18 protein-coding genes are annotated in these 25,595 nt (G+C 37.1%); 10 read left to right on the top strand and 8 right to left on the bottom strand.

Annotated elements, in window-relative coordinates; translation table 11 throughout:
* Nucleotides 1-26: 26 nt before the first annotated feature.
* From rimO to rpmB, 5 genes are all read right to left on the bottom strand, one after another.
* On the bottom strand, nucleotides 27-1,361 hold the full coding sequence (gene rimO, locus HQN83_RS17830; protein WP_173091863.1) for a 30S ribosomal protein S12 methylthiotransferase RimO: 1,335 nt from the start codon (nucleotides 1,359-1,361) through the stop codon (nucleotides 27-29).
* 127 nt (nucleotides 1,362-1,488) lie between these two features.
* Nucleotides 1,489-2,451, bottom strand: coding sequence for a signal recognition particle-docking protein FtsY (gene ftsY, locus HQN83_RS17825; RefSeq protein ID WP_108207552.1), 963 nt, complete (start codon nucleotides 2,449-2,451; stop codon nucleotides 1,489-1,491).
* Nucleotides 2,452-2,523: 72 nt separating this feature from the next.
* Nucleotides 2,524-2,682, bottom strand: coding sequence for a DUF4295 domain-containing protein (locus HQN83_RS17820; protein WP_108207550.1), 159 nt, complete (start codon nucleotides 2,680-2,682; stop codon nucleotides 2,524-2,526).
* A gap of 38 nt (nucleotides 2,683-2,720) precedes the next feature.
* Nucleotides 2,721-2,903, bottom strand: a complete 183-nt coding sequence (rpmG, locus tag HQN83_RS17815) for a 50S ribosomal protein L33 (protein WP_108207548.1) — start codon at nucleotides 2,901-2,903, stop codon at nucleotides 2,721-2,723.
* Nucleotides 2,904-2,943: 40 nt separating this feature from the next.
* Nucleotides 2,944-3,177 carry a 50S ribosomal protein L28 gene (rpmB, locus tag HQN83_RS17810; RefSeq protein WP_039866682.1) on the bottom strand — a complete coding sequence of 78 codons (234 nt, stop codon included), beginning with the start codon at nucleotides 3,175-3,177 and terminating at the stop codon, nucleotides 2,944-2,946.
* 374 nt (nucleotides 3,178-3,551) lie between these two features.
* On the opposite strand from rpmB, the gene acs reads away from it, so the two are divergent.
* Together acs and HQN83_RS17800 are read left to right on the top strand one after the other, a co-directional pair.
* Nucleotides 3,552-5,444 (top strand): acetate--CoA ligase, encoded by a 1,893-nt coding sequence (gene acs / locus HQN83_RS17805; RefSeq protein ID WP_173091861.1) that lies wholly within the window; start codon nucleotides 3,552-3,554, stop codon nucleotides 5,442-5,444.
* A gap of 67 nt (nucleotides 5,445-5,511) precedes the next feature.
* Entirely contained in the window at nucleotides 5,512-5,697 is a 186-nt protein-coding gene (locus tag HQN83_RS17800; RefSeq protein WP_048903769.1) for a CsbD family protein, read from the top strand.
* 69 nt (nucleotides 5,698-5,766) lie between these two features.
* Here HQN83_RS17800 and HQN83_RS17795 read toward each other — a convergent pair whose 3' ends face one another.
* A complete protein-coding gene (locus HQN83_RS17795) occupies nucleotides 5,767-8,700 on the bottom strand; it encodes a M16 family metallopeptidase (RefSeq protein ID WP_173091859.1) in 2,934 nt (977 codons plus the stop codon).
* A gap of 251 nt (nucleotides 8,701-8,951) precedes the next feature.
* Between HQN83_RS17795 and surE the strand changes: the two genes are divergently transcribed.
* The 7 genes from surE to HQN83_RS17760 all read left to right on the top strand — a co-directional run bounded on the left by surE (nucleotide 8,952) and on the right by HQN83_RS17760 (nucleotide 20,285).
* The gene (surE, locus tag HQN83_RS17790) at nucleotides 8,952-9,731 is read left to right on the top strand and encodes a 5'/3'-nucleotidase SurE (RefSeq protein ID WP_173091857.1); all 780 of its coding nucleotides are present in this window, start codon (nucleotides 8,952-8,954) and stop codon (nucleotides 9,729-9,731) included.
* Nucleotides 9,724-9,990, top strand: coding sequence for a stationary phase survival protein SurE (locus tag HQN83_RS17785; RefSeq protein WP_173091854.1), 267 nt, complete (start codon nucleotides 9,724-9,726; stop codon nucleotides 9,988-9,990). The genes surE and HQN83_RS17785 overlap by 8 nt, the downstream gene beginning before the upstream one ends.
* Nucleotides 9,990-11,102 carry a lipid-A-disaccharide synthase gene (gene lpxB / locus HQN83_RS17780; RefSeq protein WP_173091852.1) on the top strand — a complete coding sequence of 371 codons (1,113 nt, stop codon included), beginning with the start codon at nucleotides 9,990-9,992 and terminating at the stop codon, nucleotides 11,100-11,102. The genes HQN83_RS17785 and lpxB overlap by 1 nt, the downstream gene beginning before the upstream one ends.
* 608 nt (nucleotides 11,103-11,710) lie before the next feature.
* Nucleotides 11,711-14,773, top strand: a complete 3,063-nt coding sequence (locus tag HQN83_RS17775; protein WP_246254539.1) for a SusC/RagA family TonB-linked outer membrane protein — start codon at nucleotides 11,711-11,713, stop codon at nucleotides 14,771-14,773.
* Between the two features lie 11 nt (nucleotides 14,774-14,784).
* Nucleotides 14,785-16,437, top strand: coding sequence for a RagB/SusD family nutrient uptake outer membrane protein (locus HQN83_RS17770; protein WP_173091850.1), 1,653 nt, complete (start codon nucleotides 14,785-14,787; stop codon nucleotides 16,435-16,437).
* 166 nt (nucleotides 16,438-16,603) lie between these two features.
* Nucleotides 16,604-18,865 carry a GH92 family glycosyl hydrolase gene (locus HQN83_RS17765; RefSeq protein WP_173091848.1) on the top strand — a complete coding sequence of 754 codons (2,262 nt, stop codon included), beginning with the start codon at nucleotides 16,604-16,606 and terminating at the stop codon, nucleotides 18,863-18,865.
* 4 nt (nucleotides 18,866-18,869) lie between these two features.
* The gene (locus HQN83_RS17760) at nucleotides 18,870-20,285 is read left to right on the top strand and encodes a glycoside hydrolase family 125 protein (protein ID WP_173091846.1); all 1,416 of its coding nucleotides are present in this window, start codon (nucleotides 18,870-18,872) and stop codon (nucleotides 20,283-20,285) included.
* 305 nt (nucleotides 20,286-20,590) lie between these two features.
* On the opposite strand, the gene HQN83_RS17755 is transcribed toward HQN83_RS17760, so the two are convergent.
* On the bottom strand, nucleotides 20,591-21,781 hold the full coding sequence (locus HQN83_RS17755; protein WP_173091844.1) for an ROK family protein: 1,191 nt from the start codon (nucleotides 21,779-21,781) through the stop codon (nucleotides 20,591-20,593).
* A gap of 263 nt (nucleotides 21,782-22,044) precedes the next feature.
* On the opposite strand from HQN83_RS17755, the gene HQN83_RS17750 reads away from it, so the two are divergent.
* A complete protein-coding gene (locus HQN83_RS17750) occupies nucleotides 22,045-23,160 on the top strand; it encodes a twin-arginine translocation signal domain-containing protein (protein WP_173091842.1) in 1,116 nt (371 codons plus the stop codon).
* Between the two features lie 13 nt (nucleotides 23,161-23,173).
* Here HQN83_RS17750 and HQN83_RS17745 read toward each other — a convergent pair whose 3' ends face one another.
* A complete protein-coding gene (locus tag HQN83_RS17745) occupies nucleotides 23,174-25,588 on the bottom strand; it encodes an outer membrane beta-barrel family protein (protein WP_173091840.1) in 2,415 nt (804 codons plus the stop codon).
* Nucleotides 25,589-25,595 lie beyond the last annotated feature (7 nt).

The raw sequence follows: 25,595 nt of genomic DNA, 5'->3' as shown, positions 1-25,595 counted from the left end.
AAACTATAAATCTAAATATGAAGCCTTTATTTTACAATCTGTCCATATAGATCGAAATCTTCGGCGCGATCAATCTTAACATTTACAAAGGTTCCATTGGCTGCATAACCTGTTGCAGCATCAATTAGAACTTCATTATCAACTTCCGGAGAATCAAATTCAGTACGGCCAATAAAGAAATCACCCTCTTTTCTATCTATCAAAACTTTATAGGTTTTACCTACTTTATCTTGGTTTATGTCGAAAGAGATACCTTGTTGTAATTCCATAATAGCATCAACACGTTCCTGTTTTACTTCATCAGGGACATCATCAACTAAATTATGTGCATGTGTTTTTTCTTCATGAGAATAGGTGAAACATCCTAATCTGTCGAAACGAGTTTCCTCAACCCAGCTAAGCATCTCTTCAAAATCCTGCTCAGTTTCTCCAGGGTATCCGCAAATTAAAGTAGTACGCATAGCGATACCAGGTACTTTAGCTCTAATCTCGTTTACGATGTCGATGGTTTTTTGTTTAGTAATACCACGACGCATAGATTTCAGCATGTTATCTGTAATGTGCTGTAAAGGCATATCTAAATACTTGCAGATGTTCTCACGCTCGTTCATGGCATCTAGAATTTCCATTGGGAAACCAGAAGGGTAGGCGTATTGAAGTCTGATCCACTCGATTCCTTTTACGTCAGATAATCTGCGTAATAACTCATCAAGATTACGTTTTCCATAAATGTCCAGACCATAATAAGTAAGATCCTGAGCAATTAAGATCAGCTCTTTGGTGCCATTAGCTGCTAATATTTTAGCTTCATTTACTAATTCTTCCATATCACGAGATACGTGTTTACCACGCATCAGTGGGATAGCACAAAAAGAACAAGGTCTGTTACAGCCTTCTGCAATTTTGAAATAAGCGTAATGAGAAGGAGTGGTTAACAAGCGTTCACCAATTAGCTCATGTTTGTAATTTGCACCTAAAGAGTGCAATAAATTATTTAAATCGTTGGTACCAAAGAAGGCATCAACATTGGTGATTTCTGATTCTAATTCAGGTTTGTAACGTTCCGATAAGCATCCTGTTACAATTACTTTTCCTACTTTACCTTCATCTTTTAGTTGACTGTATTGCAGTATGGTATCAATTGATTCCTGTTTTGCATTGTCGATAAAACCGCAAGTATTGATTACTACGATATCGTCTTTGCCAATCTTATTCGATTCATGAACAACATCTAAACTGTTTCCGCGCAACTGACCCATCAAAACTTCAGAGTCGTAAGTGTTTTTGGAGCAGCCCAGTGTGATTACGTTGATCTTTGGTTTTTTGACAGGGATTATTTTTGTGGAAGTTTTTGTATTCATGTTTTGTAAGTCAGTATATTTTTTATTTCTTTTATGCTTGTCTGTATTTCACGTCATCCTGAATTTATTTCAGGATCTTGGACATGCATGATAGCTTTTCTCTTTCGAGGTCAGGATGACGATTGTTTTATTTAAACAAGCTATCAACGAAAGCCTTTTTATCAAATAATTGCAGGTCGTTCATGCTTTCGCCAACGCCTATGTATTTTACAGGTATTTTAAACTGGTCAGAGATGCCGATAACAACACCACCTTTAGCAGTTCCATCTAATTTCGTAATAGCAAGGGCATTAACATCAGTTGCTTCAGTAAACTGTTTGCACTGTTCAAAAGCATTTTGACCAGTTGAACCATCAAGCACCAATAATATTTCGTGTGGTGCACCAGGTATTACCTTTTGCATCACATTTTTAATTTTACCCAATTCGTTCATTAAACCAACCTTGTTGTGCAAACGACCGGCAGTATCTATAATTACCACGTCTTCGCCATTGGCAACGGCCGACTGTAAAGTGTCGAATGCTACAGAGGCTGGATCGGAACCCATTGCCTGAGCTACAACACGCACTCCAACACGTTCACCCCAAAGTTTAATTTGCTCAACCGCTGCGGCTCTAAAAGTATCGGCGGCACCTAAAACAACTTTAAGGTTTTCTGCTTTAAGTTTATGTGCAAGTTTACCTATGGTTGTGGTTTTACCCACACCATTTACACCAACTACCATAATTACATATGGCTTATGATTACCATATTCAAAGCTTCTGAAATCGTTGCTGTTATTTTCTGCCAGTAACAACTGGATCTCATCACGCAGAAGATTGTTTAGCTCGGAGGTAGATAAGTATTTGTCCTTTGCTACACGTTTCTGTATGCGATCGATAATCTTCAATGTGGTAGTTACACCAACATCGGAGGTTACCAAAACTTCTTCCAGGTTATCAAGTACATCATCATCGACAGTAGATTTACCTGCTACAGCTTTAGTGATTTTACTTAAAAAACCCTCTTTAGTTTTCTCTAATCCCTTGTCGAGAGCTTCCTGCGCTTCAGGCGCGGTCTCTTTTTTCTTAAAAAAATCAAATAAACCCATAAGAATGTATAGAAAAACAAAAAAAGCCCTCCCAGTATAAAGGGACGGCTTTAATATTATAAAATATTAAAATTATTTTTTAGATGCAATAGCATCTTGAACGTGATCGTTGTGAACAATAACTTCTTTGAAAGAATAAGCACCAGATTTTGGCGACTTAGTCATTGTAATAACTTTCGAATATTCTTTTCCTTTACCCGTTTTCAGGGTAGCAACTACCTTTTTTGCCATGATCTAAATAGATTGTATTTAGTTAAATACTAAATGTATTACTTAATTTCTTTGTGTACAGTTACTTTTCTCAACACTGGATTGAATTTTTTCAACTCTAATCTCTCAGTAGTGTTTTTACGGTTTTTAGTAGTGATATATCTAGAAGCACCAGGCATGCCACTGGTTCTATGTTCTGTACACTCTAGAATAACTTGTACTCTGTTACCTTTTTTTGCCATTTTATTAATATTAAGGTTGATTTCACATCAACCAATGTTTCTACAAATATCCTTTTTTCATGAAGCGGTTAATCGCTTCTGTAATACCAATTTTATTGATGGTTTTGATAGCTGAAGTAGATACTTTCAGTGTTATCCAACGATCCTCATCAGGAATATAAAATTTCTGAAGTTGTAAGTTGGGATAAAACTTACGCTTGGTTTTAACGTTTGAGTGAGAAACATTAAAACCTGTCATTGCCATTTTTCCGGTTAAATCACAAACTCTAGACATGCCTTTAAATATATTTATTAATTGTTCTTCTTTATTTTTTAAGAGTGTGCAAATATCAGTAAAATATTTGTAATCATCAAGTAAGAGTCAAAAATAATTTCATTTATTATTTGTTAGCAGTAGCCGTGGTAAATATAAAGACCTCGTTATTACTTTTAACGTACCTCTTGCGTACGTTCTGCGCAGCTTCTGCGAGAAAAAGTACCTTTTTGTGTATCAGGTGCGCAGAAGGTATGGAGAAGCTGTGCAGAAAGCCGAAGCCAAGTATCTTTCTGAACACTCTTTTTTACCACTATAATATAGATAAATAAAATTGTTTTTATAAAGCACAATTTTATCTAAGTTTGGATTTTAGTTGTTGAAATAAACCAAATATGCAAATTAATTCATTTGAAGAATATCAAAGGACTTATCAGTTAAGCGTAGATCAACCTGAACAATTCTGGGCAGGTATAGCCGATAATTTTCTTTGGAAAAAGAAATGGGATAAAGTACTTTCCTGGAATTTCTCTGAACCTAATATCAAGTGGTTCGAAGGCGCCAAACTGAACATCACTGAAAATTGCCTCGACCGCCATCTGGCTGAAAATGGGGATAAACCTGCTATCATCTGGGAACCCAATGATCCGAGTAAAGATAGTATCACTTTAAGTTATAAAATATTACACGAACAGGTTTGCCGATTTGCCAACGTTCTAAAAAAGAACGGAGTACAAAAAGGAGATCGCGTTTGTATTTATATGCCAATGGTTCCGGAGTTGGCTGTTGCCGTACTTGCCTGTGCACGTATAGGCGCTGTCCATTCTGTTGTATTTGGCGGATTCTCTGCAAAATCTATTGCAGATCGTATTAATGATGCACAATGTAGAGTAGTAATTACTGCCGATGGTGCATTTAGAGGGAATAAACAAATTCAGTTAAAAGAAGTAATTGATGATGCACTTATTGGTTGCCCTTCGGTTGCAAAAGTTATCGTTTTAACCCATACCAGAACTCCTGTTTCTATGTTAAAGGGACGTGACATTTGGTGGGAAGATGAGATAAAACTGGTAGATACAAATTGTCCGGCCGAAGAAATGGATGCCGAAGATTTGTTATTTATATTATATACTTCAGGCTCTACAGGTAAGCCAAAAGGTGTAGTGCATACTGTTGGTGGATATATGGTTTATGCCGGATACACGTTTTCTAATGTGTTTAATTATCAGCCTGATGAAGTGTTCTTCTGTACAGCAGATATTGGCTGGATTACAGGGCATTCTTATATTGTTTATGGTCCACTTTCGCAAGGAGCAACAACTGTAATATTCGAAGGTATTCCTACCTATCCTGACGCTTCTAGAATGTGGCAGGTAGTAGAAAAACATAAAGTAAACATTTTATATACTGCGCCAACTGCAATCCGTTCTCTAATGAGTTTTGGACTACAGCCTCTTGAAGGGGTCGACTTAAGTTCGCTAAGAGTTTTAGGATCGGTAGGAGAACCTATAAACGAAGAAGCATGGCATTGGTTTGATGAAAATATAGGCAAAAGCAATTGCCCAATTGTTGATACCTGGTGGCAAACAGAAACCGGTGGTATTATGATTTCTCCAATAGCTTTTGTAACACCAACTAAACCAAGTTTTGCAACACTTCCTTTGCCGGGTATACAGCCGGTTTTAGTTGATGAGCAAGGCAATGAAATTGAAGGTAATGGAGTAAGTGGTAACCTTTGTATTAAATTCCCTTGGCCTGGTATGTTGCGCACAACTTATGGAGATCATGAACGTTGTAAGCAAACTTATTTCTCTACTTATGAGAATATGTACTTTACAGGTGATGGTTGCTTAAGAGACGAGGATGGTTATTACAGAATTACCGGTAGGGTAGATGATGTAATCAACGTATCTGGACATAGAATTGGAACAGCTGAAGTTGAAAACGCAATTAACATGCATGCTGGTGTTGTAGAAAGCGCTGTTGTAGGTTTTCCTCATGAGGTAAAAGGCCAGGGTATATATGCTTTTGTGATCAATCCTAATGTACACTCAGACGAGGACTTAACACGTAAGGATATTCTTCAGACCGTTACCCGTGTTATTGGGGCGATAGCTAAACCGGATAAAATACTTTTCGTTTCAGGATTACCTAAAACAAGATCCGGCAAAATCATGCGCCGTATTTTAAGGAAAATTGCTGAAGGAGATACTAGTAACTTAGGAGATATTACAACGCTTCTAGATCCGGCAGTAGTTGATGAGATTATTGAAAAAGCAAAAAAGTAACAAACAATTATTCCTTAATCCTGTTCGTATAGTATCTATTTATTGTAAAACATAAAATAAAACTATCATGGATAAGTTAGAATTAAAAGGAAAATGGAATGAAATTAAGGGGAAAGTGAAACAAGCATATGCTGACTTAACCGAGGATGACTTGAAACACGAAGAAGGTAAAGATGATGAGTTGCTAGGTAAGTTACAGCAGAAAACTGGAAAAACCAGAGATGAACTGGTAACGTGGATAAAGTCCCTTTAAAACTATAAATAAGAAGCCCCTGATCAATATATTGATCAGGGGCTTCTTATTTATGCGCATTTTTGAATATTAGTACCCAAATATCTGCTCTAATGTTAGTTTGGTAACTGTTCCAAACTTCTGCATATCCTCTAATTTTACTTTTTTCTCAGAGGCAACAATACAATAGTTGTAAGGTTTATTGGCAACATTGTTAGCATGAAATTCTTTGATGTCAGCAAACGTTAAAGGTTTTAAGCCATTATACTCATCAATTCTCGAATCATGATCAATTCCAAGTTTCTGATCTGCAAAATAGCTTTGTATAATATCATCCTTGGTAACACGACTCGTTTCAAGCGCATTTAATGCATTGTATTTCGAAGCATCGAATGATTTGTCTGCTTGTGGCAAATCATTAAGCAGCTCATTCATTCCTGCTACAGCATCATTCATTTTATCTGCCTGACTGCCAACATAAGCTACCATTGCATATTCTTTATCTTTTCTATCAGGTGATGAATAAACTGCAAATGTTGAGTAAGCCAGAGCCTTAGATTCACGGATCGTTTGGAAAACTATAGATCCCATACCACCACCAAAATAGCTATTGAATAAATTTATTTTGGAAGTTAGATCCGGATTAAAAACGCCACCATTTCTTACCCAACGAATCTCAGATTGAACCATGTCATAATCGGCAAAATAAACCTGATTTGTTGCGTTGTTGGTATAAGTGAATTTTTTAGCTGGATTTTCCGCGCTAAATGCCGAAGGCAGTTTATGAAGTTTACCAATGCTTTCTGTAAACGCCTCTAGTGTTTGTGGCCCATAATAGGTAATGGTGTGCTTAAAGTTATCGATGTTGTGTAGGATGTCTATCAATTGACCTGAAGTAATGTTTTTTACTTCCTCATTGCTCAAAGTTGTATTAAATGGATTAGCTGAACCATATTGAGCGTAATTCATCAACCCACCAAGAATCGCACTCTTATTCAGTTTATTGTTTTCTCTTGATTTAAGAATGCGGCTTTTAAGTTCTACTAGTGCTTGCTCATTAGGTTTACAGTTGGCTAAAATATGCTCAACCAGACTTACTGCTTTATCAAAATTCTCCTGCAAGCCACTAATATTAATGGTAGTAACTTCATTGCCAACATTAATGCTGTAGTTACAGGCAATGTTGTAAAATTCTTTACTGATTTCTTCGGCAGTATATTTATCTGTAGCTAAAAATGTTAAATATTGCGATGCATATGGCTGCAGCATATTGTTCAGTGTACCCATATCAAAACGGTAAGACAAACGGAAAATACTGTTTTCTTTATTCTGAACAGTAATCACATCAGCTATGCCAGCTTTTCCAAAATTCAGGTCTTTTTTGTAATCCAGAAATTTAGGCTCTATCGGATTTGTTGGTGCTGCAAGTAAATTCTTTGTGAAAGCAGATGTTTCAGAAGCATTTGTATTTACAGGGGTGATGGTTGGTTTTTCAACTTTAGCTATATTTTTGTCTTCGCCTTTGTGCTTAAATGCAATTACATAGTTATTTATAAAAAACTGCTTAGCAAATTGAGTGATTTGACTTTTAGTAATTTTAGCCATCTCATCAGGATTGCTTAATGATTTATCCCATTTAGTTCCACGGTTTAAAATGAAATCATTAGTTACCGACTCAACGCGGAAACTATTGTTGTCAAATGCTTGTAGCAAACCTAATTTACTATTGGCAACGGTTGCTTTAATAAGGCGTTCATCAAAATCACCTTTTTTTAAGATCTCAATTTGCTCCATTAGAAGTTTTTGAACTTCCTCTAAGCTTTGTCCTTGTTTAGGTTGTCCAGTCATGTTGAAAACTCCGTAATCTTTCATTTGTTGATAGCCGGCATTTGAACGGAGAACTTTTTGCTGTTTATTTAAGTTGATGTCGAATAAACCCGCTTTTCCGTTTGATAAAATGCTGGATATCAAATCCAATAGCATACTTTGTTTTGTGTTTTCTGCATAGCCTCTGTAAGAAATCTCTATACTTTCAGCACTGGGGCCATATATGTCTACCTTTTGGATTTTAGTTAAAGGTTTTTCAGGTGCAGGATTATAAAGCGCTACAGGCTTTGGTTGCATATAGGCAAATGATTTATCTACCTTTTTAATCATTTCATCAGGATCAAAATCTCCAGACATAGCTATTGCCATATTGTTGGGCACATAGTATTTGTTGTAATATTTTCTGATCTCTACTAAAGATGGATTTTTAAGATGCTCAATGGTGCCAATTGTAGTTTGCTGACCATAATTGTGAGTAGGGAATAAAAGCGCTGACATTTTCTCGTTCATCTTCCAAGCATCATTATCTAGTCCGCGGTTTTTCTCCTCATAAACAGCCTCTAATTCTGTATGGAAGATGCGGAATACAGGGTTGCGAAATCTTTCGGCCTGTAGAGCTAAAAATTTGTCAGTTGCATTAGCTGGGAAATCCTCATTGTAAACGGTTTCCTCATACCATGTATGGGCATTGGTTGATTGACCACCTATGGCTTTCATCATCTTGTCGTATTCATTTGCAATAGAATAATTAGATGCAAGTCCTGATGTTTTGTCTATTTCTGCATAAATTTCTTTACGTTTAACAGGGTCTTTGGTTTTGTTGTACTGCTCATAAAGGCCATCAATTTTATCCAAAAAAGGCTTTTCTTTTGCATAATCCATCGTGCCGAATTTATCGGTGCCTTTAAACAGAAGATGCTCCAAGTAGTGAGCTAAACCAGTAGCTGTACGGGGATCTGTATTACTTCCGGCTCTTACAGACAATCTGAACTCAATTGTTGGTTCTTTTGTGTTTTGAGATAAAATAACTGTTAATCCATTCTTTAATGTGTAAAAACGCGACTTGGTTGGGTCGTTTGTTACATATTTATAGGTGTATCCATCAGTGGTGGCTGTTTTCCATTGATAGCCAGATTGAGCTAAAACCCCAGATCCGATTAAAAGGAAAAGGGACAATGCTAATAGTTTGTTCTTCATATGTTTAAAATTGATTTTTTATGTGTTACAAAGCAGTCCAGATGCGCTATCTAAAAAACCTCAAAACTGCTCCGTAACTTTTAAGTTATACATCAAATATATGTGGATTGTACATTAAGTCCTGAACTTTAGACCGAATTCTTGTACTTTTACATCAACAATGACTGTAGGCATATCAGTTTTGCTTAAATAGGTGATTTTGACATCCCGACAGGCTTTGATTCTCATAATAAAAACAGATATATCTTACAATGAAAAAGCAACAATCCAGACCAAACATTTTAGTGGTAAATGACGACGGTATAACCGCTCCGGGAATTAAAAATCTAATTGAGGTTGTTCAGGAAATAGGGAATGTAGTTGTGGTTGCACCTGATGGGCCTCAATCCGGAATGGGACATGCAATTACAATTGGTAAGCCATTACGTTTTGATCGGGTTGATTTGTATCCGGGTGTGGAGATGTATAAGTGCTCTGGTACACCTGTTGATTGTGTAAAGCTTGCCGTAAATAAGATATTTAAAGGTCAAAAACCTGATTTGTGTGTTTCGGGTGTTAATCATGGATTAAATAATTCAATCAATGTTATCTATTCAGGGACTATGTCTGCCGCAGTAGAAGGAGCAATAGAGGGGATTCCGTCAATTGGTTTCTCGCTTGATGATTTCTCACAAGAAGCTGACTTTAGTCATTGTAAAAAGTTTATTAAAGCTATTTCTTTACAAGTACTGGAGCATGGCTTGCCACAAGCGACATTGTTGAATGTTAATTTCCCAAAAGGGGATGGGTTAAAAGGTATTAAGGTATGCAGACAAGCCAATGCTAAATGGGCAGAAGAGTTCGATGAAAGAAAAGATCCATATGAGCGTCCATATTATTGGTTAACCGGTGTTTTTCAAAACAATGACAAAGGTGAAGATACTGATGTTTGGGCATTGGAAAATGGCTTTGTTTCTGTAGTTCCAGTTCAGTTTGATTTAACAGCTCATCATGCTATTCCTGTTCTAAACACCTGGACATTTGATGTTTAAAAATGTTAAGAATTCTGTGCTAATAGGCTTGGGTATCGGGGTCTCGGTACCTGGAGTATTGATAGTAGGAGTATGGTACCTGATGCATAAATTTGCCTTTTTAGCTAAAGCAGATTTGTTGCTAATCGGTTGTATTGCAGTTAATGCTATTCTAATGCATTATTTTTTTAAGCAGGATAAGGAAAATGTAGGGAGGGGGATCATCAGTGCTACCTTTCTCTGGGCATTCGTCTTCTTTTTTTATAAAGTTTCCAAATAATGAGATATTATTTAGTAGCCGGAGAAGCATCCGGAGATTTACATGGCGCCAACTTGATGAAAGCGCTAAAGGTTCAGGATCCTGATGCTGAGTTCAGATTTTATGGAGGCGATAAAATGAAGGCTGAAGGAGGTGTGCTTAAAAAGCATTATGCTGAAATGGCTTTTATGGGGTTTACTGAGGTGTTGTTAAATCTCAGAACCATCCTTAAAAATATGAAAGCCTGCAAGGCAGATGTATTGGAGTATAATCCTGATACATTGATTCTGATAGATTTTCCGGGTTTCAATTTAAAGATTGCAGAATTTGCAAAAGAGAATGGAATTCGTGTGTGTTATTATATATCTCCAAAGGTTTGGGCATGGAACCAAAAGCGGGTTTTAAAAATTAAAAGAATAGTTGATAAGTTGTTCTGTATTTTGCCTTTTGAAGTTGATTTTTATAAAGGCTGGGGCATGGAGGTAGACTATGTTGGTAACCCTCTATTAGATGCAATTGCTCAGTTCAAACCCGATTCTTCTTTCAAAAGTACTTACGGTTTAAATGATAAGATTATAGCCTTGCTTCCAGGGAGCAGGAAGCAAGAAATAGAACGTTTACTGCCTGATATGTTAAGTGTTACAGGTCGTTTTCCAGACTATCAGTTTGTCGTTGCGGCGGCCCCTACTTTTGATGAAAGTTATTACAGGCAATTCATCTCTTCAGAAAATGTAACCCTGGTTTTTGAAAGAACCTATGATTTGCTGAATGTTGCCACCGCCGCTATTGTAGCATCGGGTACGGCAACACTTGAAACTGCGCTGTTTCATGTGCCTCAAGTTGTGGTTTATCGCGGAGGAGCAATCTCCGTTGCTATTGCCAGAATGCTGGTTAAAATAAGATTCATTTCTTTAGTGAACTTAATTATGGATAGGAAAGTGGTAAAAGAATTGATTCAGCAAGATTGCAATACTCAAAATATTGCTAATGAGCTTGATCTTGTTGTAGATGGAGAAGGTAGACAAAAAATGCTGACCGACTATAAAGAACTGTCCTCAAAAATGGGAACAGCAGGAGCGTCGGAGCGTACTGCTAAGCTCATAACTTCTTACCTTAAGGGAAATCACCATTAAACTAAAGACCTAAAATAGGGATGAAGGGTAATTTCCCTTCATCCCTCTGTCAGATCTCTGTAAAATCCAGGTCAAATCCCAGTATTTACAGCTTCCTGAAAGCATCTTTTTTTGTCTTAAATTCCTCTAGTAATTGCTTTGTTTTAAGTGTACTTAGCTGTGGTTTTAACTTTTCTTGAGTTTGAAATGTAACAGAATTGTTCTCAAAAAAAATAAAAAAAGCAGGTGGGTTTAAACAATTTTCTTTAATATTGGCGTTGATAAAACGTTTTACTGAAAACTACTAACTGAAAACTACGTATACCAAATATTCATGAAAACTCAACAATTATTTTTAGCCGCTGCTCTCTCAAAAGACAATCAAGTGATTTCGTTAAATAAGTATTTTCTTTTAATCAATAATCGCTTCAGGGTATAATCTACCCCCTCTCTCAATAAATCTAATTTTCTCTCTTTCTCAAGCTTTTTCTGAAGCATGACCATTGACTTTTTTGTCATTCGTTTTTATGCTCTGAGATAAGTATGGGTTTTTTATGCGCATCCGTAACAGGATTTGAAATTTTTAAACACTATTAATAAACACTAAATATAATTTAACTCAAAAACCAATGAACATTAAGCTACTAATTGGCACAGGGGTATGTCTACTCTGTTCCATGAGTTTCCGAAGCTATTCTGCTACAGAAGGCTACCTGGAAGCGAAGAATTTAAGTCGGGCTAATTTATCTATTGCGGGTAAGCAAGCCGTTGCACGTAAAATGGTAATTACTGGGGTAGTTCTAGATGAGAACTCTCAACCTATTCCTGGTGTAGGGATTAAAACTGCATCAAACAAATCTACGGTAACAGATTCTAATGGTAAGTTCAGCATCGAAGCTGAAAGCGCTACAGAATTAATTTCATTCTCATATTTAGGTTATACTACTCAAAGTAAAGCTGCAGGAAATGGTACTGCTCCATTAACTATTAAAATGGCGCTTGATTCAGGTGTAAACCTTGATGATGTTGTTATCGTAAGCGTTGGTTATGGAACTTTGAAAACGAAAGAGATTACTTCTGCAGTAGCTCACGTGGGTAGAGAAGAGTTCAGACAGAGTGGTTCAAGAAATCCTTTAGATTTGATCCAGGGTAAGGTTGCTGGACTTCAGATTTCACGTCCTGGAGGATCTAATCCAAACTCAGGAGTTAGTATTCAGCTAAGGGGTATAGTAACTTCTACTGGTAATGGAAGTCCCTTGTATGTAATTGATGGTATTCCAGGTGGTAATCCTGATCTTTTGCAGCAAGATGATATTGCCTCAATTGATATCTTAAAGGATGGATCAGGTGCTGCAATTTACGGTACAAGTGCCAACGCTGGGGTAATCCTAATCACTACTAAAAAAGGTAAGGAAGGCCCTGCTACATTTGATTACTCTTCATACTTTAGAAAAGAGTATATTCAAAAAAGACCAGATTTCTTAACTGCTGATGAGTACAGACAGAAAATTGCTACGGGTGAACTTAAACAAAAGGATTTCGGTCATAGTACTGATTTTTTTGATGACCTGATCAATCACAACAATTTTTCTCAGAATCATAACCTAGCCTTAACTGGTGGTTCCAAGAATACCAGCTACCGCGCTAGTTTAAATTACAGAAATCTTGAAGGTATTTCTCGTGAAAATGGTCGTGAAGAATATGGATTGCGTTTAAATATAAATCAAAAAGGATTAAATGATAGATTAAATGCACAGATCAATTTAGCTACCAATATCAACAAAGCAAACCTGCTAGGTGGTGGTGGTTGGGAAAGTGAATCAACTAAAAACCCAACATTATCTAATTTTAATGATGATGGAACTTATCGTTTTGATTTAACGAGTACAAATGAATTCGCTCGATTAGCACAACAAACTTCTTATAGGAAACAACAAACTAGTTCTGCTGATGCTAAAGTGGATTTAGAGATTGTAACTGGTTTAAAAGCATCACTTTTCGGATCAGTTCAGCGCAATAGCTATACAGACGGACAGTATCGTTTTAAAGCTAGTGAAGACTCGATGGAAAATACCGATTTTCCAGGTGGGGGATATGCCTATAAAGGTGATTTCTTAGAGCAGAAATATGCTTTTGAGCCAACCCTTTCCTACGAAAACACTTTTGCAGATAGTCATAAATTAACTGCGATAGGTGGTTATAGTTTTAGATACGACATTAATGAAGCATCTGGTGCAGAAAATAGAGGGTTTATCAATGATTTAAGCCATGAGGATAATTTAGGCAGTGGTGCAGCATTAGGCGTAGGGAAAGCTGGGATGTCTAGCTCTAAAGCTGATAATAGATTAATTGCCTTTTTTGGAAGGATCAATTATGCTTATAACAATAAATACATGGCGCAATTTATTTTACGTCATGAAGGATCTTCGAAATTTGGTAGAAATAACAGATGGGGTAATTTTCCTGCAGTGTCACTTGGTTGGAATGTGTCTCAGGAAGATTTCATGAAGGATGTTAAATTTGTCAATTATTTGAAATTTAGAGCTGGTTATGGCGTTACCGGTAATGCTCCTAATGACAACAATGTTTCAAGAGTTATGCTTGGTGGAGGTGGTAAATATCTATTCCCTGATGGTAACTATTATGAAACTTATGGTCCAACTACCAACTATAACCCTGATTTGAAGTGGGAAACTAAAAGAGAACTAAATATTGGTGTCGATTTCACCATGTTTGACAATAGATTAACTGGATCACTAGATGTATTCAATCGTAAAACTAAAGACCTTCTTGATAGATATAGGTCACCTCAGCCACCTTTCGTAGTAGAGAGAATTTGGACAAACGTGGGTACAATTTCGTCAAAAGGAATTGAGTTGGCATTAGGCTTTAAAGCAATTACTACGACTGATTTTTCTTGGAATACCAATTTAACCGCAAGTACAACTAAGAATGTTATGGATAGTTATTCTAATTCTCAATACGTTGTTAACTTTATTCAAAAAGGAGATATACAGGGAGCAGGTGACTTAGGACAAGCTTTTACTACTTATGAGGGTAAAGAAATTGGTATATTCTACGGAAAGAGATTCGCCGGTTTTACACCTGAAGGAAAATGGTTGTTTTACAACAGAAAAGGGGAAAAGGTACTTAACGATCAGATCAATAACTCAAGAGATGATTTAAATGCAACAGATCTTGCTCCAATTGGAAATGCAGTGCCTAAGTATTACGCATCATGGGGTAACAATTTCAAATACAAAAACTTTGATTTAAGTATATTCTTAAGAGGAAAGTTTGATTTTGATATTTTAAATACTACAGCGCTTAGCTATGGTAATAAATCAGCTTGGAGTGGGAATGTGTTGAAGGATGCATTCACAAAATACAGCCAAATCAACGACACTTACATGTATTCTGATTATTATTTAGAAAGTGGAAGCTTTGTGAAAATTGATGAGATTACTTTAGGGTACAACTTTAATTTGAAAGTTAAAGGGTTGAGAAACATGAGGGTATATGTTACTGGTCAGAACTTAGCAACAATTACTGGCTACTCAGGTAATGATCCAGATTTTGTGTTGGATACAGGAATTGGTAATGAGGACAATGGTAGATTTTTAGGAATTGATACAAGAGGCCCTTATCCAAGTACACGTTCTTTCTTAGTAGGTCTAAATGTTGGATTTTAATTAATAAAAAAATGAAAAGTAAATCACTTATATATACCGCATTGGTTGGTGCATTGTGTTTGACAAGTGCTTGTACCAAACTTGATGAAAATGCATATGACAAGTTCGCTGCAGATGATTTCTATAACAATAAAACTGAAGTAATATCTGCTGTTTTAAGACCATATACTCATGCGAATGCATGGGTCTCACCTTCGGGCCAAGATGGCTGGTGGAGACTCGCAGAGTTATCCGGAGATCAATTGGCTTGGCCTACTAAAGGTCGCCATGGTGAAGACGGAGGTAAATGGAAAAGATTACATTACCATACCTGGACTGTTGACGAAGGCGGAATTAACCAAGCATGGGTATTGATGTATTGGGGTATGGGACTTTGTAATAGCGCTATTACAAATATTGAGAGCCGTGATATTGCAAAAATGGGCATCACGCAAATAGAGAAAGATGCATATATTGCTGAATTGAAATTGCTTCGTGCTTTCCATTATTTAAAATTAATGGACCTATTTGGTAACATTCCGATTTCAACAAAGATCCCAGAGGGCGCATCAGCACCACTTCCTCCTACATCTAGTAGAGCTGAAGTATTCGCATTTATTGAGAGGGAGATTCAAGAGAATATAAACAAAGCCCCTAAAGCATCTAGAGCTACGCTTGGCCGAATGAATCAAGCAGCTGGTTATGCAATGTTAGCAGAACTTTATCTAAATGCTGAGGCATGGATAGGTACTCCTAGATGGGATGATTGTATCGCTGCAAGTGATAAAATAATCAGCGGTGAAGCTGGAGGTCAAAATGGTAATATGGCTTTAGATCCGAATATCTCAGATCAATTTAAGAGCACGAATGACTTATCTAAAGAAGTAATTTTTTCAATCGCTTACGATTACAAAATTGCTAATTTTGCTACAGGATTTCCCTCAGAATTTTATCACTTCAAACAACAGGAAATCTATGGAGGTGGCCGTAATGGTAACGATGGTATCGTAGTTATTCCTGGTGTTTATACAAACTATAAAGATGCTGATAAGCGTAAATCAGATTGGTTGCTTATCGGAAAAATGGTTAAGTTTTCTGATGGTAAAACCCCGGTTTTGGCTTCAGAAGAATATAAAGATGAACAATTAGAGTTTGTAGATTATATTCGTAAAGCTAAATCTGGATCTACTCTTTCTAACATGAGTGAAGGTGAGGAGAACAGTGGCGTACGTTTCAATAAGTACAAATTGGGTAACCAAGTACCGGGACCAGGCGGAAAGCCTGAAATTGATCCTAATTACAACAACACTGATTGGAACATCTATCGTTTAACAGGGATTTATTTTGCAAAAGCAGAAGCGATTATGCGTAAAAATGGTGGTGTTGCAAATGCAGAAGCTGTACAGTTAATTAACGATTGTAAAAAACGTGCATTTGCTGATGCTGATTGGGCTGCTAATGCATATACTACATCAACACTTACAATGGATGAATTGTTGGCTGAACGCGGACGTGAGTTTATCTTTGAAGGTTATAGAAGAGATGACTTGATTCGTTTTGGTAAATTTGCTACAGGATCATGGTGGGATCATAGTCCTACCGCGGCTACCCGTGCATTGTATCCAATTCCACAACAGCAACGTAATTTAAATAAAAACTTGAGCCAAAACCCAGGTTATAATTAAATAATAATTCCTTAGGATTCTCCTGAGTATTCAGAACGGGTGATTGTTAACAACAATCACCCGTTCTGTTTTTAAAAGTAATTTTATTTTCATATTATTGGGATACTAAATCGTTTTAAACCAAATATCAGCCCCCTTATATAGGTAATAAGGGTGAACTACACACATGAAACTAAAATCTATTTTAATCGCATTTGTATTGCTCGCCAATGTAGCATTGGCACAACAACCAGATCTGGTGCAATACGTAAATACCCTTCAGGGTACCAATTCCAAACATGAACTTACCAGGGGTAATACATATCCCACAACAGCTTTGCCTTTCGGAATGCATACCTGGACTCCTCAAACAGGAAATAATGGAGACGGATGGAAGTACCAGTATTTTAAGAAAACCATTCGTGGTTTTCAGCAAGCGCATCAATGTAGTTCGTGGTCAAATGACTACTGCGTATTTTCTTTAATGCCCGTTACCGGAAAACTTACCGTAAATGAAAACGACAGACAAGCTGGTTTTGATCATAAAAATGAAGTAGCCAAACCAAATTATTACAAAGTAAAACTTGATAATAATATTGTAACTGAAATGGCCCCGACAGATAGAGGAGCACATTTGCGTTTTACCTTTCCTAAGAACGGCAAAAGTTACCTTGTTCTGGATGGATACACAGGCTTAAGTGAAGTAAAGATTTATCCAAAAGAAAGAAAAATCACAGGATATGTTCACAACGGCCGCATAAGAGAAGATCTTAAGAGCTATTTCGAAATTGTATTTGACAAACCATTTGTAAAGTACGGCACCTGGGACAATACAAGTAATACGGTTGAAGAAGGTACACTAACAGCCCAAGGAAAAGGTAAGGGTGCTTATATCGAGTTTAAACAAGGTGAAACAGTACAAGCAAAAACAGCATCATCTTACATCAGCGAAGAGCAGGCTAGTTTAACTTTAAAAACTGAACTAGGGAAATTTAAAACCTTAGAGCAAACAAAAGCTGCAGCTGCTAAAGTATGGAATGATCATTTAGGTAAAATCCTTGTAGAAGGAGGCTCAGATGAAGATAAGGCAACATTCTATTCTTGCTATTTTAGAGCAAGTTTGTTCTCAAGACAGTTTTTTGAGTATGACAAGGATGGTAAACCATATTATTTTAGTCCTTATGATGGCAAAGTCCACCAAGGATATATGTTTACCGATACCGGTTTCTGGGATACTTTCCGAGCACAATTCCCACTAAATACAATTATGCAGCCTACAATGCATGGTCGTTATATGCAGGCAATGCTAGATGCACAGGAGCAATGCGGATGGCTTCCATCTTGGTCATTCCCTGGCGAAGCAGGAAGTATGATTGGCAATCATGCCATTTCGTTATTGGCAGATGCCTGGGCAAAAGGAATCAGAACATTTAATCCGGAGCAAGCTTTAAAGGCATATCTTCATGAGGCAACCAACAAAGGTCCTTGGGGGCCAGCTAACGGTCGTCACGGATGGAAAGAATATTACGAATTAGGTTATGTTCCATATCCTGAATACAGAGAGGCTACGGCAAAAACACTAGAATATGCGTACGATGATTTTTGTGGCTATAATTTAGCAAAAATGACCGGCAACGATTTCTATGCAGATGTATTTAGCAGACAAATGTATAACTATAAAAATGTTTACGATCCTGGTACCCGTTTTATGCGCGGTAAACAAAAGGATGGTAAATGGGTGCCAAATTTTGACCCTATTGAGTGGGGAGGCCCTTTTACAGAAGGTAATGCATGGCATTATCAGTGGTCGGTATTTCAAGATATTAAGGGGTTAATAAACCTGATGAAAGGGGAGCAGAACTTTACTGCTAAACTAGACTCCGTATTTTCAGAACCTAATACTGTTAAAGTTGGAACCTATGGTGGCTTAATCCACGAAATGACAGAGATGGTTATGGCCAATCTTGGGCAGTACGCACATGGTAACCAACCAATACAGCATATGATTTACTTATACAATTATGCCGGACAACCATGGAAATCACAATTCCACGCACGTAACGTAATGCATAAGCTTTACAATTCTACTGAAGATGGATATCCGGGTGATGAAGATCAGGGACAAACTTCTTCATGGTATGTATTAAGTGCTATGGGTTTTTATAGCGTTTGCCCGGGTACAGATCAATATGTTATCGGTAGTCCGATGTTCAAAAAGATGACAATCAGTCTCGAAAATGGCAAGAAATTTATCATAGATGCGACTAACAATAACAAAGAAAACGTTTACATTAGTACAGCAACGCTGAACGGGAAAATATATACCAAAAATTTTATCACACATAGCGATATCACCAACGGAGGTATACTGAAATTTGAAATGAGTAATAAACCAAATCTGCAAAGAGGCCTTTCTGTTGATGATAAGCCTTTTTCTTTATCAAAATAAAACAATGAAACGAAGAATCTTTTTACAAAACACCGGGTTATTGGCAGCCGGACTTATGGTAGACAAAGTATCATTTGCTGCGGCACCTGATTTCCCTGTTGTTAGAATACCGGAATCAAAAAGACACTTTCAAAGTAAAGCTGTAGAAAGTGCAATTGCTGAATTTAAAAAGAATGTAAAAAACAAAGAATTAGGATGGCTGTTCGAAAACTGTTTCCCTAATACTTTAGATACTACAGTAACTTATACAGAACAAAATGGTAAACCTGATTCTTACGTAATCACTGGTGATATTGATGCGATGTGGCTGCGCGATAGTACTGCACAGGTAACTCCATATTTATCATTGGTAAAAGATGATAAAAAACTGCATGATATGATTGCTGGTGTAATTAATCATCAGATGAAATGTATCCATAAAGATCCTTATGCTAATGCCTTTTATGGTGATGAAACAAAACAAGGGGAGTGGATGACGGATTTAACAGACATGAAACCTGGTATTCATGAGCGTAAATGGGAAATTGATTCATTATGTTACCCAATCCGTTTAAGCTATCAATACTGGAAATTAACAAAAGATACAGCTCCATTTGATACTTACTGGAGAGATGCAATTGCTTTAATTGTTAAGACCTTTAAAGAGCAACAAAGAAAGAATGGTCAGGGGCCATATCATTTTCAGCGTAAAACATCTTGGGCAACTGATGGTGTGCCTTTAAGCGGATATGGATATCCAGTAAAACCGGTTGGGTTAATCTGTTCTTCTTTCCGTCCAAGTGATGATGCAACGATTTATAACTTCCTGGTTCCATCAAATTTCTTTGCTGTTATCAGTTTAAGACAAGCAGCTGAAATATTAGAGGCTGTAAACAAAGATGCTGCTTTGGCAAAAGAATGTCGTGCTTTGGCTACTGAGGTAGAAAATGCATTACAGAAATATGCGATTGTAACACATCCTCAGTTTGGTAAAGTTTATGCGTTTGAAGTAAATGGTTACGGTAGTTTCAATATTATGGATGATGCTAACGTTCCAAGTTTACTGGCTTTACCTTATCTTGGTGCGGTAAAACCTAATGATCCGGTATACATCAACACGCGTAAACTGATTCTTTCGCTAGAAAATCCTTTCTATTTTGAAGGTAAGGCCGGAAAAGGAATAGGCAGTCCACATACAGGATTAGATAAAATTTGGCCAATCAGTGTTGTAATGAGAGGTTTAACCAGTAACAACGACGCAGAAATTAAACAGTGTTTACAAACATTGCAAAGCTGCCATGGTGGAACAGGCTTTATGCATGAATCTTTCAATAAAGACAATGCTAAAGACTTTACAAGATCATGGTTTGCTTGGTCGAACACAATTTTCGGAGAGTTACTTTGGAAAATTTACAAAGAAAAACCACATCTTTTAGTGTAATAGTTTTTATACTGTGGTCATTTTAAATATGTGCCATTAGAAAAAACATATAAAAGGGGTAATGATATTTTTCATTACCCCTTTTATTGTAATTTTTTTTGGGTTCGAAAGATGGGGCGGTATTTGAACGGATCTTATTCGGGGTTTGTTCGGCTCTGCTCGAACGAGGTCCGAACAAAGTCCCTATAAACGTGGTAACAGGGACGACTATATTATAGGTTGTCAATCAGATCCAATTCCGATTTAATTTCAACCTAAGTTAGGCTCTATAGATGTCAATAAATGAATTTAGATAAAATAATTGATTAAGCAAAATCGCAGTTTTCTACAACGAGTGTTGCTGCACCCAAAAGCTCTGATTCTGAAGCGAGATCTGAAACTTTTATTTCGGTATGTTCAGCCAACCTTGGGATACAGAATTCATTGATAGCTTGTTGTATTGGGGCCATTAAGAATTTACCTGCTATGGCTCCTCTTCCACTTAAAACTATAAGTTCCGGATTCATAATGTGGATTAATGTGGCAAGCCCTTTTCCTATTAAAAATGACGCATCAGAAAGTATAGAAATCGCTACAGGATCCCCCGCTTTTGCAGCATCAAGGAAATGATCACCCGGTAACTTTGATTCGTCTTTAAATAAATTCTCCAGACTTGAGCTAATGCCTTCAGCCATTTGAATGCGTGCTTTTTCAACTAAAACCAGTAAAGAAGTATCAACCTCTAGGCAGCCTCTTTTTCCGCAGGAACATAATTTGTTGCTTTGAGATAAAGGTATGTGGCTAAATTCACCAGCATAGCCATTGTGGCCTTTAAACAGATTGCCATTAATGATCATACCTAAACCTGTACCCCAGCCTATGTTTACAACCATAATGTCATCATAACCTTTACCTATTCCAAATTTCAATTCAGCAAAAGCAACCAAGCTGGAATCATTCTCTATAAATACAGGTAAGCCTATTGATTTTTTCAGGTACTCTTTTAGGCTTTTGTCATTGGGTGATTTAAGGAAAGAATGGTTAATTCCCTGGTTCGTATTTACAAAACCGGGCATCCCGATTCCCACGCCAAGAATCTGTTGAGCGGCAATTCCTGAATTCGCAATATTTGATTTAATAAACTCAATTAGTTTTGTTAAAGCGTTAGCATCATCCGTCAAATTGAGAGAGAGGGTATATGTTATGTTTTGTGGTCTGTTTAATAAATCATAAATAACCATCCGGGTAACCAACTGATCCATCGCGATAGCTACGATGTACATCTGTTTTTGAGGGTTTAAAGAAAAAGTCAGTGGTCTGCGTCCTCCACTTGATGGTGCAAGACCATGCTCAAGAACATAACCATCGTTTACCAAATCATTAACCGCACTGGTAATTAATGGTAAGCTTTTATGACTAAGGGTGCTCAATTCAGTTAAAGTGAGCATTTTGCTGTAGTACAGCTGTTTTATCACCTCTTTTCTTAAGAGTTGATACTTTCTAATTGTTGCAGTCATGATGTATATTTTCCATAGGCTGGTAGAGCCAACAGTATGCCAGTTAAAATATTAATGCGCATAAGACTACGAGTAGCCGTTTAATTTATTATTGGGTTATTTCTGTTCAAAAATGAACATGCATTGTGCGATTTAGAACAGCTCAATCGTTCAAGCACTTTGCGTGTCTAATTTACTGAAAATTATTTTCTCATGGGATTATTGTTAGTATATTTATAAAATCACCCGAAATTGGGAACCTAAACGCACTACCATTTAATTACATGAACCACTTTACAAGACGAACCTTTCTTAAAGGGGCTGCAGGGTTAACTGCAGGCCTGCTACTTAGCGATAATTTACTCGGTCAGGAAAATACAGAGCTCTCTTTCCCCGACAGAATGTTGCCAGCCCCCTTAAATGGTGGTTTTGCTATGGATGATTATTGGGTATGGGATCCTTCGGTGGTAAAGGGAGAGGATGGTCTTTATCATATGTTTGCATCAAGGTGGAGTAAAGAATATGGTTTTGGTAATTGGGTAACCAATTCGCAAATCGTTAGAGCTGTATCTAAAACCCCGGCCGGACCTTATCAATTTGCAGAAGTTGTTTTACCTGCAAGAGGTAAGCAGTTTTTTGATGGTTGTGCAACGCATAATGCACGTATAGTGAAAAATGGAAAGTACTTTGTGCTATATTATTTTGGTACTCACTATTCTGATCCCGCTCCAAAACCGGGCGATGATGTTTGGGATAACGGAGTAGCCAAGAGATCATGGATGAATAAGCGCGTAGGGATGGCGTGGTCTAAATCAGTTTACGGGCCATGGACCAGAAGCGAAAAGCCTATCATTGAACCAAGACCAGGACATTGGGATGCATCTATAACTTCTAATCCGTCACCGGTGGTGCTACCAGGAGGGAAAGTTTATTTAATGTACAAATCTTCTCCTAAGAATTATGATCCACCTTTGTTGCTTGGAGCTGCGGGAGCTAAATCATTTCGAGGTCCATATGAGCGGTTATCAGACAAGCCTCTCTTTGAATTTCACACTGCCGGACAAATGGATAATGATGTAGAGGATCCATTTGTATGGTGGGCCAAGGATCATTTTGAGCTAATCATGAAAGATCGTTTTGGTCATATTTGTGGCGAGGAGGGCGGAGGTATCCATGCTTTATCTAAAGACGGGATAAAATGGGATCTTGCTAACCCTGTAAAGGCCTACTCTAGAACTGTTAAATGGGAGGACGGTACAACAACCAAACAAGGTAATTTTGAAAGACCATTCCTACTGTTTGAAGATGGAAAACCAACACATTTATTCGCAGCTACAGGAGCAGGAAGCAGACCTTATCAGTTAGAAAGATCTTGGAATATGGTTATCCCGCTAAAATAGTGGATAACCATATTTAATTTCTTTTCCTTTCATCTTCATTTCCTGTCTGACGGTCTTTGCTTTTCGACTCCTTATTGCCAAAACGATAGCTAAGGCTCAACTGGGCAAATCTATTAATCTGAAAGTTGGTGAATTTTTGTTTAATGCCATTTACAACGGTTGTTGTTGCCATAGCGCTGCTTCTAAATACGTCATTCACATTTAAAGTAATATTAAGATCCTTTTTAAAAGCTAAAGCAGTTAGCCCTAAGTCTAATTTGTAGTAGGCATCTGAACTTCCGATGTGATTAATCTCTGGGAACTGATACCAGAAATTAGCTGCTGCGGCGAAGGTTTTGTTTGCATTAAAGTAAATGGTATTATTGGTAGCCAGGTATGCGCCAAATCCTTTAATATCTACAAAACTGCTATTGTTTGAATAGGAGTTGGTACGGTAAAATGTAAACTGATTGTTGTTTTGTAACCAGCTAAAAGCAGTTAAAGAAAAACTTTCAGATATGCCATATCTATACGTTTTTAGGAAATTTATAGGTGTGGTATAAACAAGATTTGTATCTGGTCTGGCTATTGTAACATAATTAAACCCGTTATTGGTAATGTTTAAGAAAACAGAAGAGGTGAGTACACTTTTATAAGCATGCGTCAACTCGAAATTACTATTGTACTCAGGTTGCAGATAAGGATTGCCCTGACCGTAAGTATATGCCGTGTACAACGATTTAAAAGGATTCAGGTTCCAGAAAGAAGGCCTGTTAATACGTCTGCCAAAAGAAAAAGATAGACTGTTGTCTGCGTCCGATTGATAAGAGACCAATAACGAAGGGAAAAGCCTAATGTAATCTACCGCTGTAGTTTGTTTAGCAGTGTAAGAATATCCTTTAGTTTGTGTAAGTTCTGCTCTTAAACCGGCCTGATATTTCCACTTACCTTTTTCGCCATTAAAATTTGTATACACGGCCTGAGTGTTCTCTTTGTAATCAAACTCATTACTCAAATTGGTATCGTAAATAAGTTCATTACTAATCTTTTTATAATAAAATGCATTACTGTAATTGTCAATAAAACTTAGTTTACCACCAAATGCCAAGGTTCCCATGAATGTAGGTATTTCGGCATCAGCTTTAAAAGTATAAATATTTATGCTTTGTTTATTGGTGTCGTAGTAGCGTGTATTTCCGTCTGGAACAGATGAGTTAGGTAAAAAGGTTTTGCTTTCAAAATCGGATACATCTGTGCGGTAATATTTGTAATAATCGGCATTTAACAAGAGCTTTTTCCCTGTAGTATCAAAGTTAATAAGGGTATGCATGTTGATAGAATTGCTTCGTGCAATAGGGCGATAGGTAGCAAAGGTTTTTAGCGTCGAATCTAAACCACCCGTCGAATTATTATAGATGGGATTATTTACTCGGTCATACCCATCATAGACATTTCTGCCGCCTTGGTAAGAAAAGCCTAATGATGCATTTTTACTTACAATAAAGTCTGCTCCGGCAATTAGGTTAATGTTGCGATAAGAATAAACTCCGGTATCAGTTTGCATCCATGTTTGCTTCGGATAATACAGGTCGGTCTGAAACCCTTCAAGGTGATGATCCTTGTCAAGGTTTAAGTTCCCGTAAACCGATACTTTTTTCGAGTTGTAATTTAGGTTTGCACTACCATTAAGGGCATAAAAATTATTGATTCCGTAAATGGATCTTTGGTCATGAATCCAGTGTTTACCACTTGCTTGTACATTTCCAGAATAGCCTTGCTTTTTGCTTTGCTTGGTCACAATATTTATGATACCGGCATTTCCGTCAGCATCAAAACTGGCTGAAGGATTTTTTATAAGCTCAATTTTAGAGATCTGGTTTGCCGACATAGACTTTAAATACCTCATTAAATCTATTCCTGTCAATTGAACTAATTGCCCATTAACCATTACTTTAAGCTGGCCTTTTCCTGCACTCGATATCTCATCATTATTAACCTTCACACCAGGTATTTGACTTACAGCTGTTAGTCCATCAGCTCCTGTTGCAGTAATACTATTCGAAAGGTTATAGGTTAGCTTTTCAGCATTGTTTTCCAAAGTCGATTTGTTAACAACAACATTAACCTCGTTCAATGAGGTGCTAGTCTGTTTTAAAATAATCTTTAATGTGGTGTCTCTTGATATTTTAATGTTTACCTCGTTTTTATGGTAACCGGTAAAAGATGCACTTACTAAATAATTGCCAGTAGTTAGGTTACTGAAAGTAAATGATCCATTGTTATCTGTAGTTAAAGATTGCTTTTGGTTGGTACTTAAGTTTATAATAGTTACCCCGGAGTGTGGTAGTGGAAGTTGGACGGCGTCATTTACGGTTCCTGTTAATTTGATTTGAGCCGAAAGGGTTGCATTAATAACTAAGAGGAAAATGGCAGTAATGAAAAGTTTCAAGTTAGAG

The sequence above is a fragment of the Pedobacter foliorum genome (assembly GCF_013266735.1).
Classification (GTDB): Bacteria; Bacteroidota; Bacteroidia; order Sphingobacteriales; family Sphingobacteriaceae; genus Pedobacter; species Pedobacter foliorum.
The sequence above is the reverse complement of the archived record's forward strand: the minus strand, read 5'-3'. Positions and strand labels throughout refer to the sequence as shown.

What these genes read in the sequence shown, in the direction of transcription:
- rimO (WP_173091863.1), bottom strand. Translation starts at nt 1,361, where the DNA reads ATGAATACAAAAACTTCCACAAAAATAATCCCTGTCAAAAAACCAAAG.
- ftsY (WP_108207552.1), bottom strand. Translation starts at nt 2,451, where the DNA reads ATGGGTTTATTTGATTTTTTTAAGAAAAAAGAGACCGCGCCTGAAGCG.
- HQN83_RS17820 (WP_108207550.1), bottom strand. Translation starts at nt 2,682, where the DNA reads ATGGCAAAAAAGGTAGTTGCTACCCTGAAAACGGGTAAAGGAAAAGAA.
- rpmG (WP_108207548.1), bottom strand. Translation starts at nt 2,903, where the DNA reads ATGGCAAAAAAAGGTAACAGAGTACAAGTTATTCTAGAGTGTACAGAA.
- rpmB (WP_039866682.1), bottom strand. Translation starts at nt 3,177, where the DNA reads ATGTCTAGAGTTTGTGATTTAACCGGAAAAATGGCAATGACAGGTTTT.
- acs (WP_173091861.1), top strand. Translation starts at nt 3,552, where the DNA reads ATGCAAATTAATTCATTTGAAGAATATCAAAGGACTTATCAGTTAAGC.
- HQN83_RS17800 (WP_048903769.1), top strand. Translation starts at nt 5,512, where the DNA reads ATGGATAAGTTAGAATTAAAAGGAAAATGGAATGAAATTAAGGGGAAA.
- HQN83_RS17795 (WP_173091859.1), bottom strand. Translation starts at nt 8,700, where the DNA reads ATGAAGAACAAACTATTAGCATTGTCCCTTTTCCTTTTAATCGGATCT.
- surE (WP_173091857.1), top strand. Translation starts at nt 8,952, where the DNA reads ATGAAAAAGCAACAATCCAGACCAAACATTTTAGTGGTAAATGACGAC.
- HQN83_RS17785 (WP_173091854.1), top strand. Translation starts at nt 9,724, where the DNA reads ATGTTTAAAAATGTTAAGAATTCTGTGCTAATAGGCTTGGGTATCGGG.
- lpxB (WP_173091852.1), top strand. Translation starts at nt 9,990, where the DNA reads ATGAGATATTATTTAGTAGCCGGAGAAGCATCCGGAGATTTACATGGC.
- HQN83_RS17775 (WP_246254539.1), top strand. Translation starts at nt 11,711, where the DNA reads ATGAACATTAAGCTACTAATTGGCACAGGGGTATGTCTACTCTGTTCC.
- HQN83_RS17770 (WP_173091850.1), top strand. Translation starts at nt 14,785, where the DNA reads ATGAAAAGTAAATCACTTATATATACCGCATTGGTTGGTGCATTGTGT.
- HQN83_RS17765 (WP_173091848.1), top strand. Translation starts at nt 16,604, where the DNA reads ATGAAACTAAAATCTATTTTAATCGCATTTGTATTGCTCGCCAATGTA.
- HQN83_RS17760 (WP_173091846.1), top strand. Translation starts at nt 18,870, where the DNA reads ATGAAACGAAGAATCTTTTTACAAAACACCGGGTTATTGGCAGCCGGA.
- HQN83_RS17755 (WP_173091844.1), bottom strand. Translation starts at nt 21,781, where the DNA reads ATGACTGCAACAATTAGAAAGTATCAACTCTTAAGAAAAGAGGTGATA.
- HQN83_RS17750 (WP_173091842.1), top strand. Translation starts at nt 22,045, where the DNA reads ATGAACCACTTTACAAGACGAACCTTTCTTAAAGGGGCTGCAGGGTTA.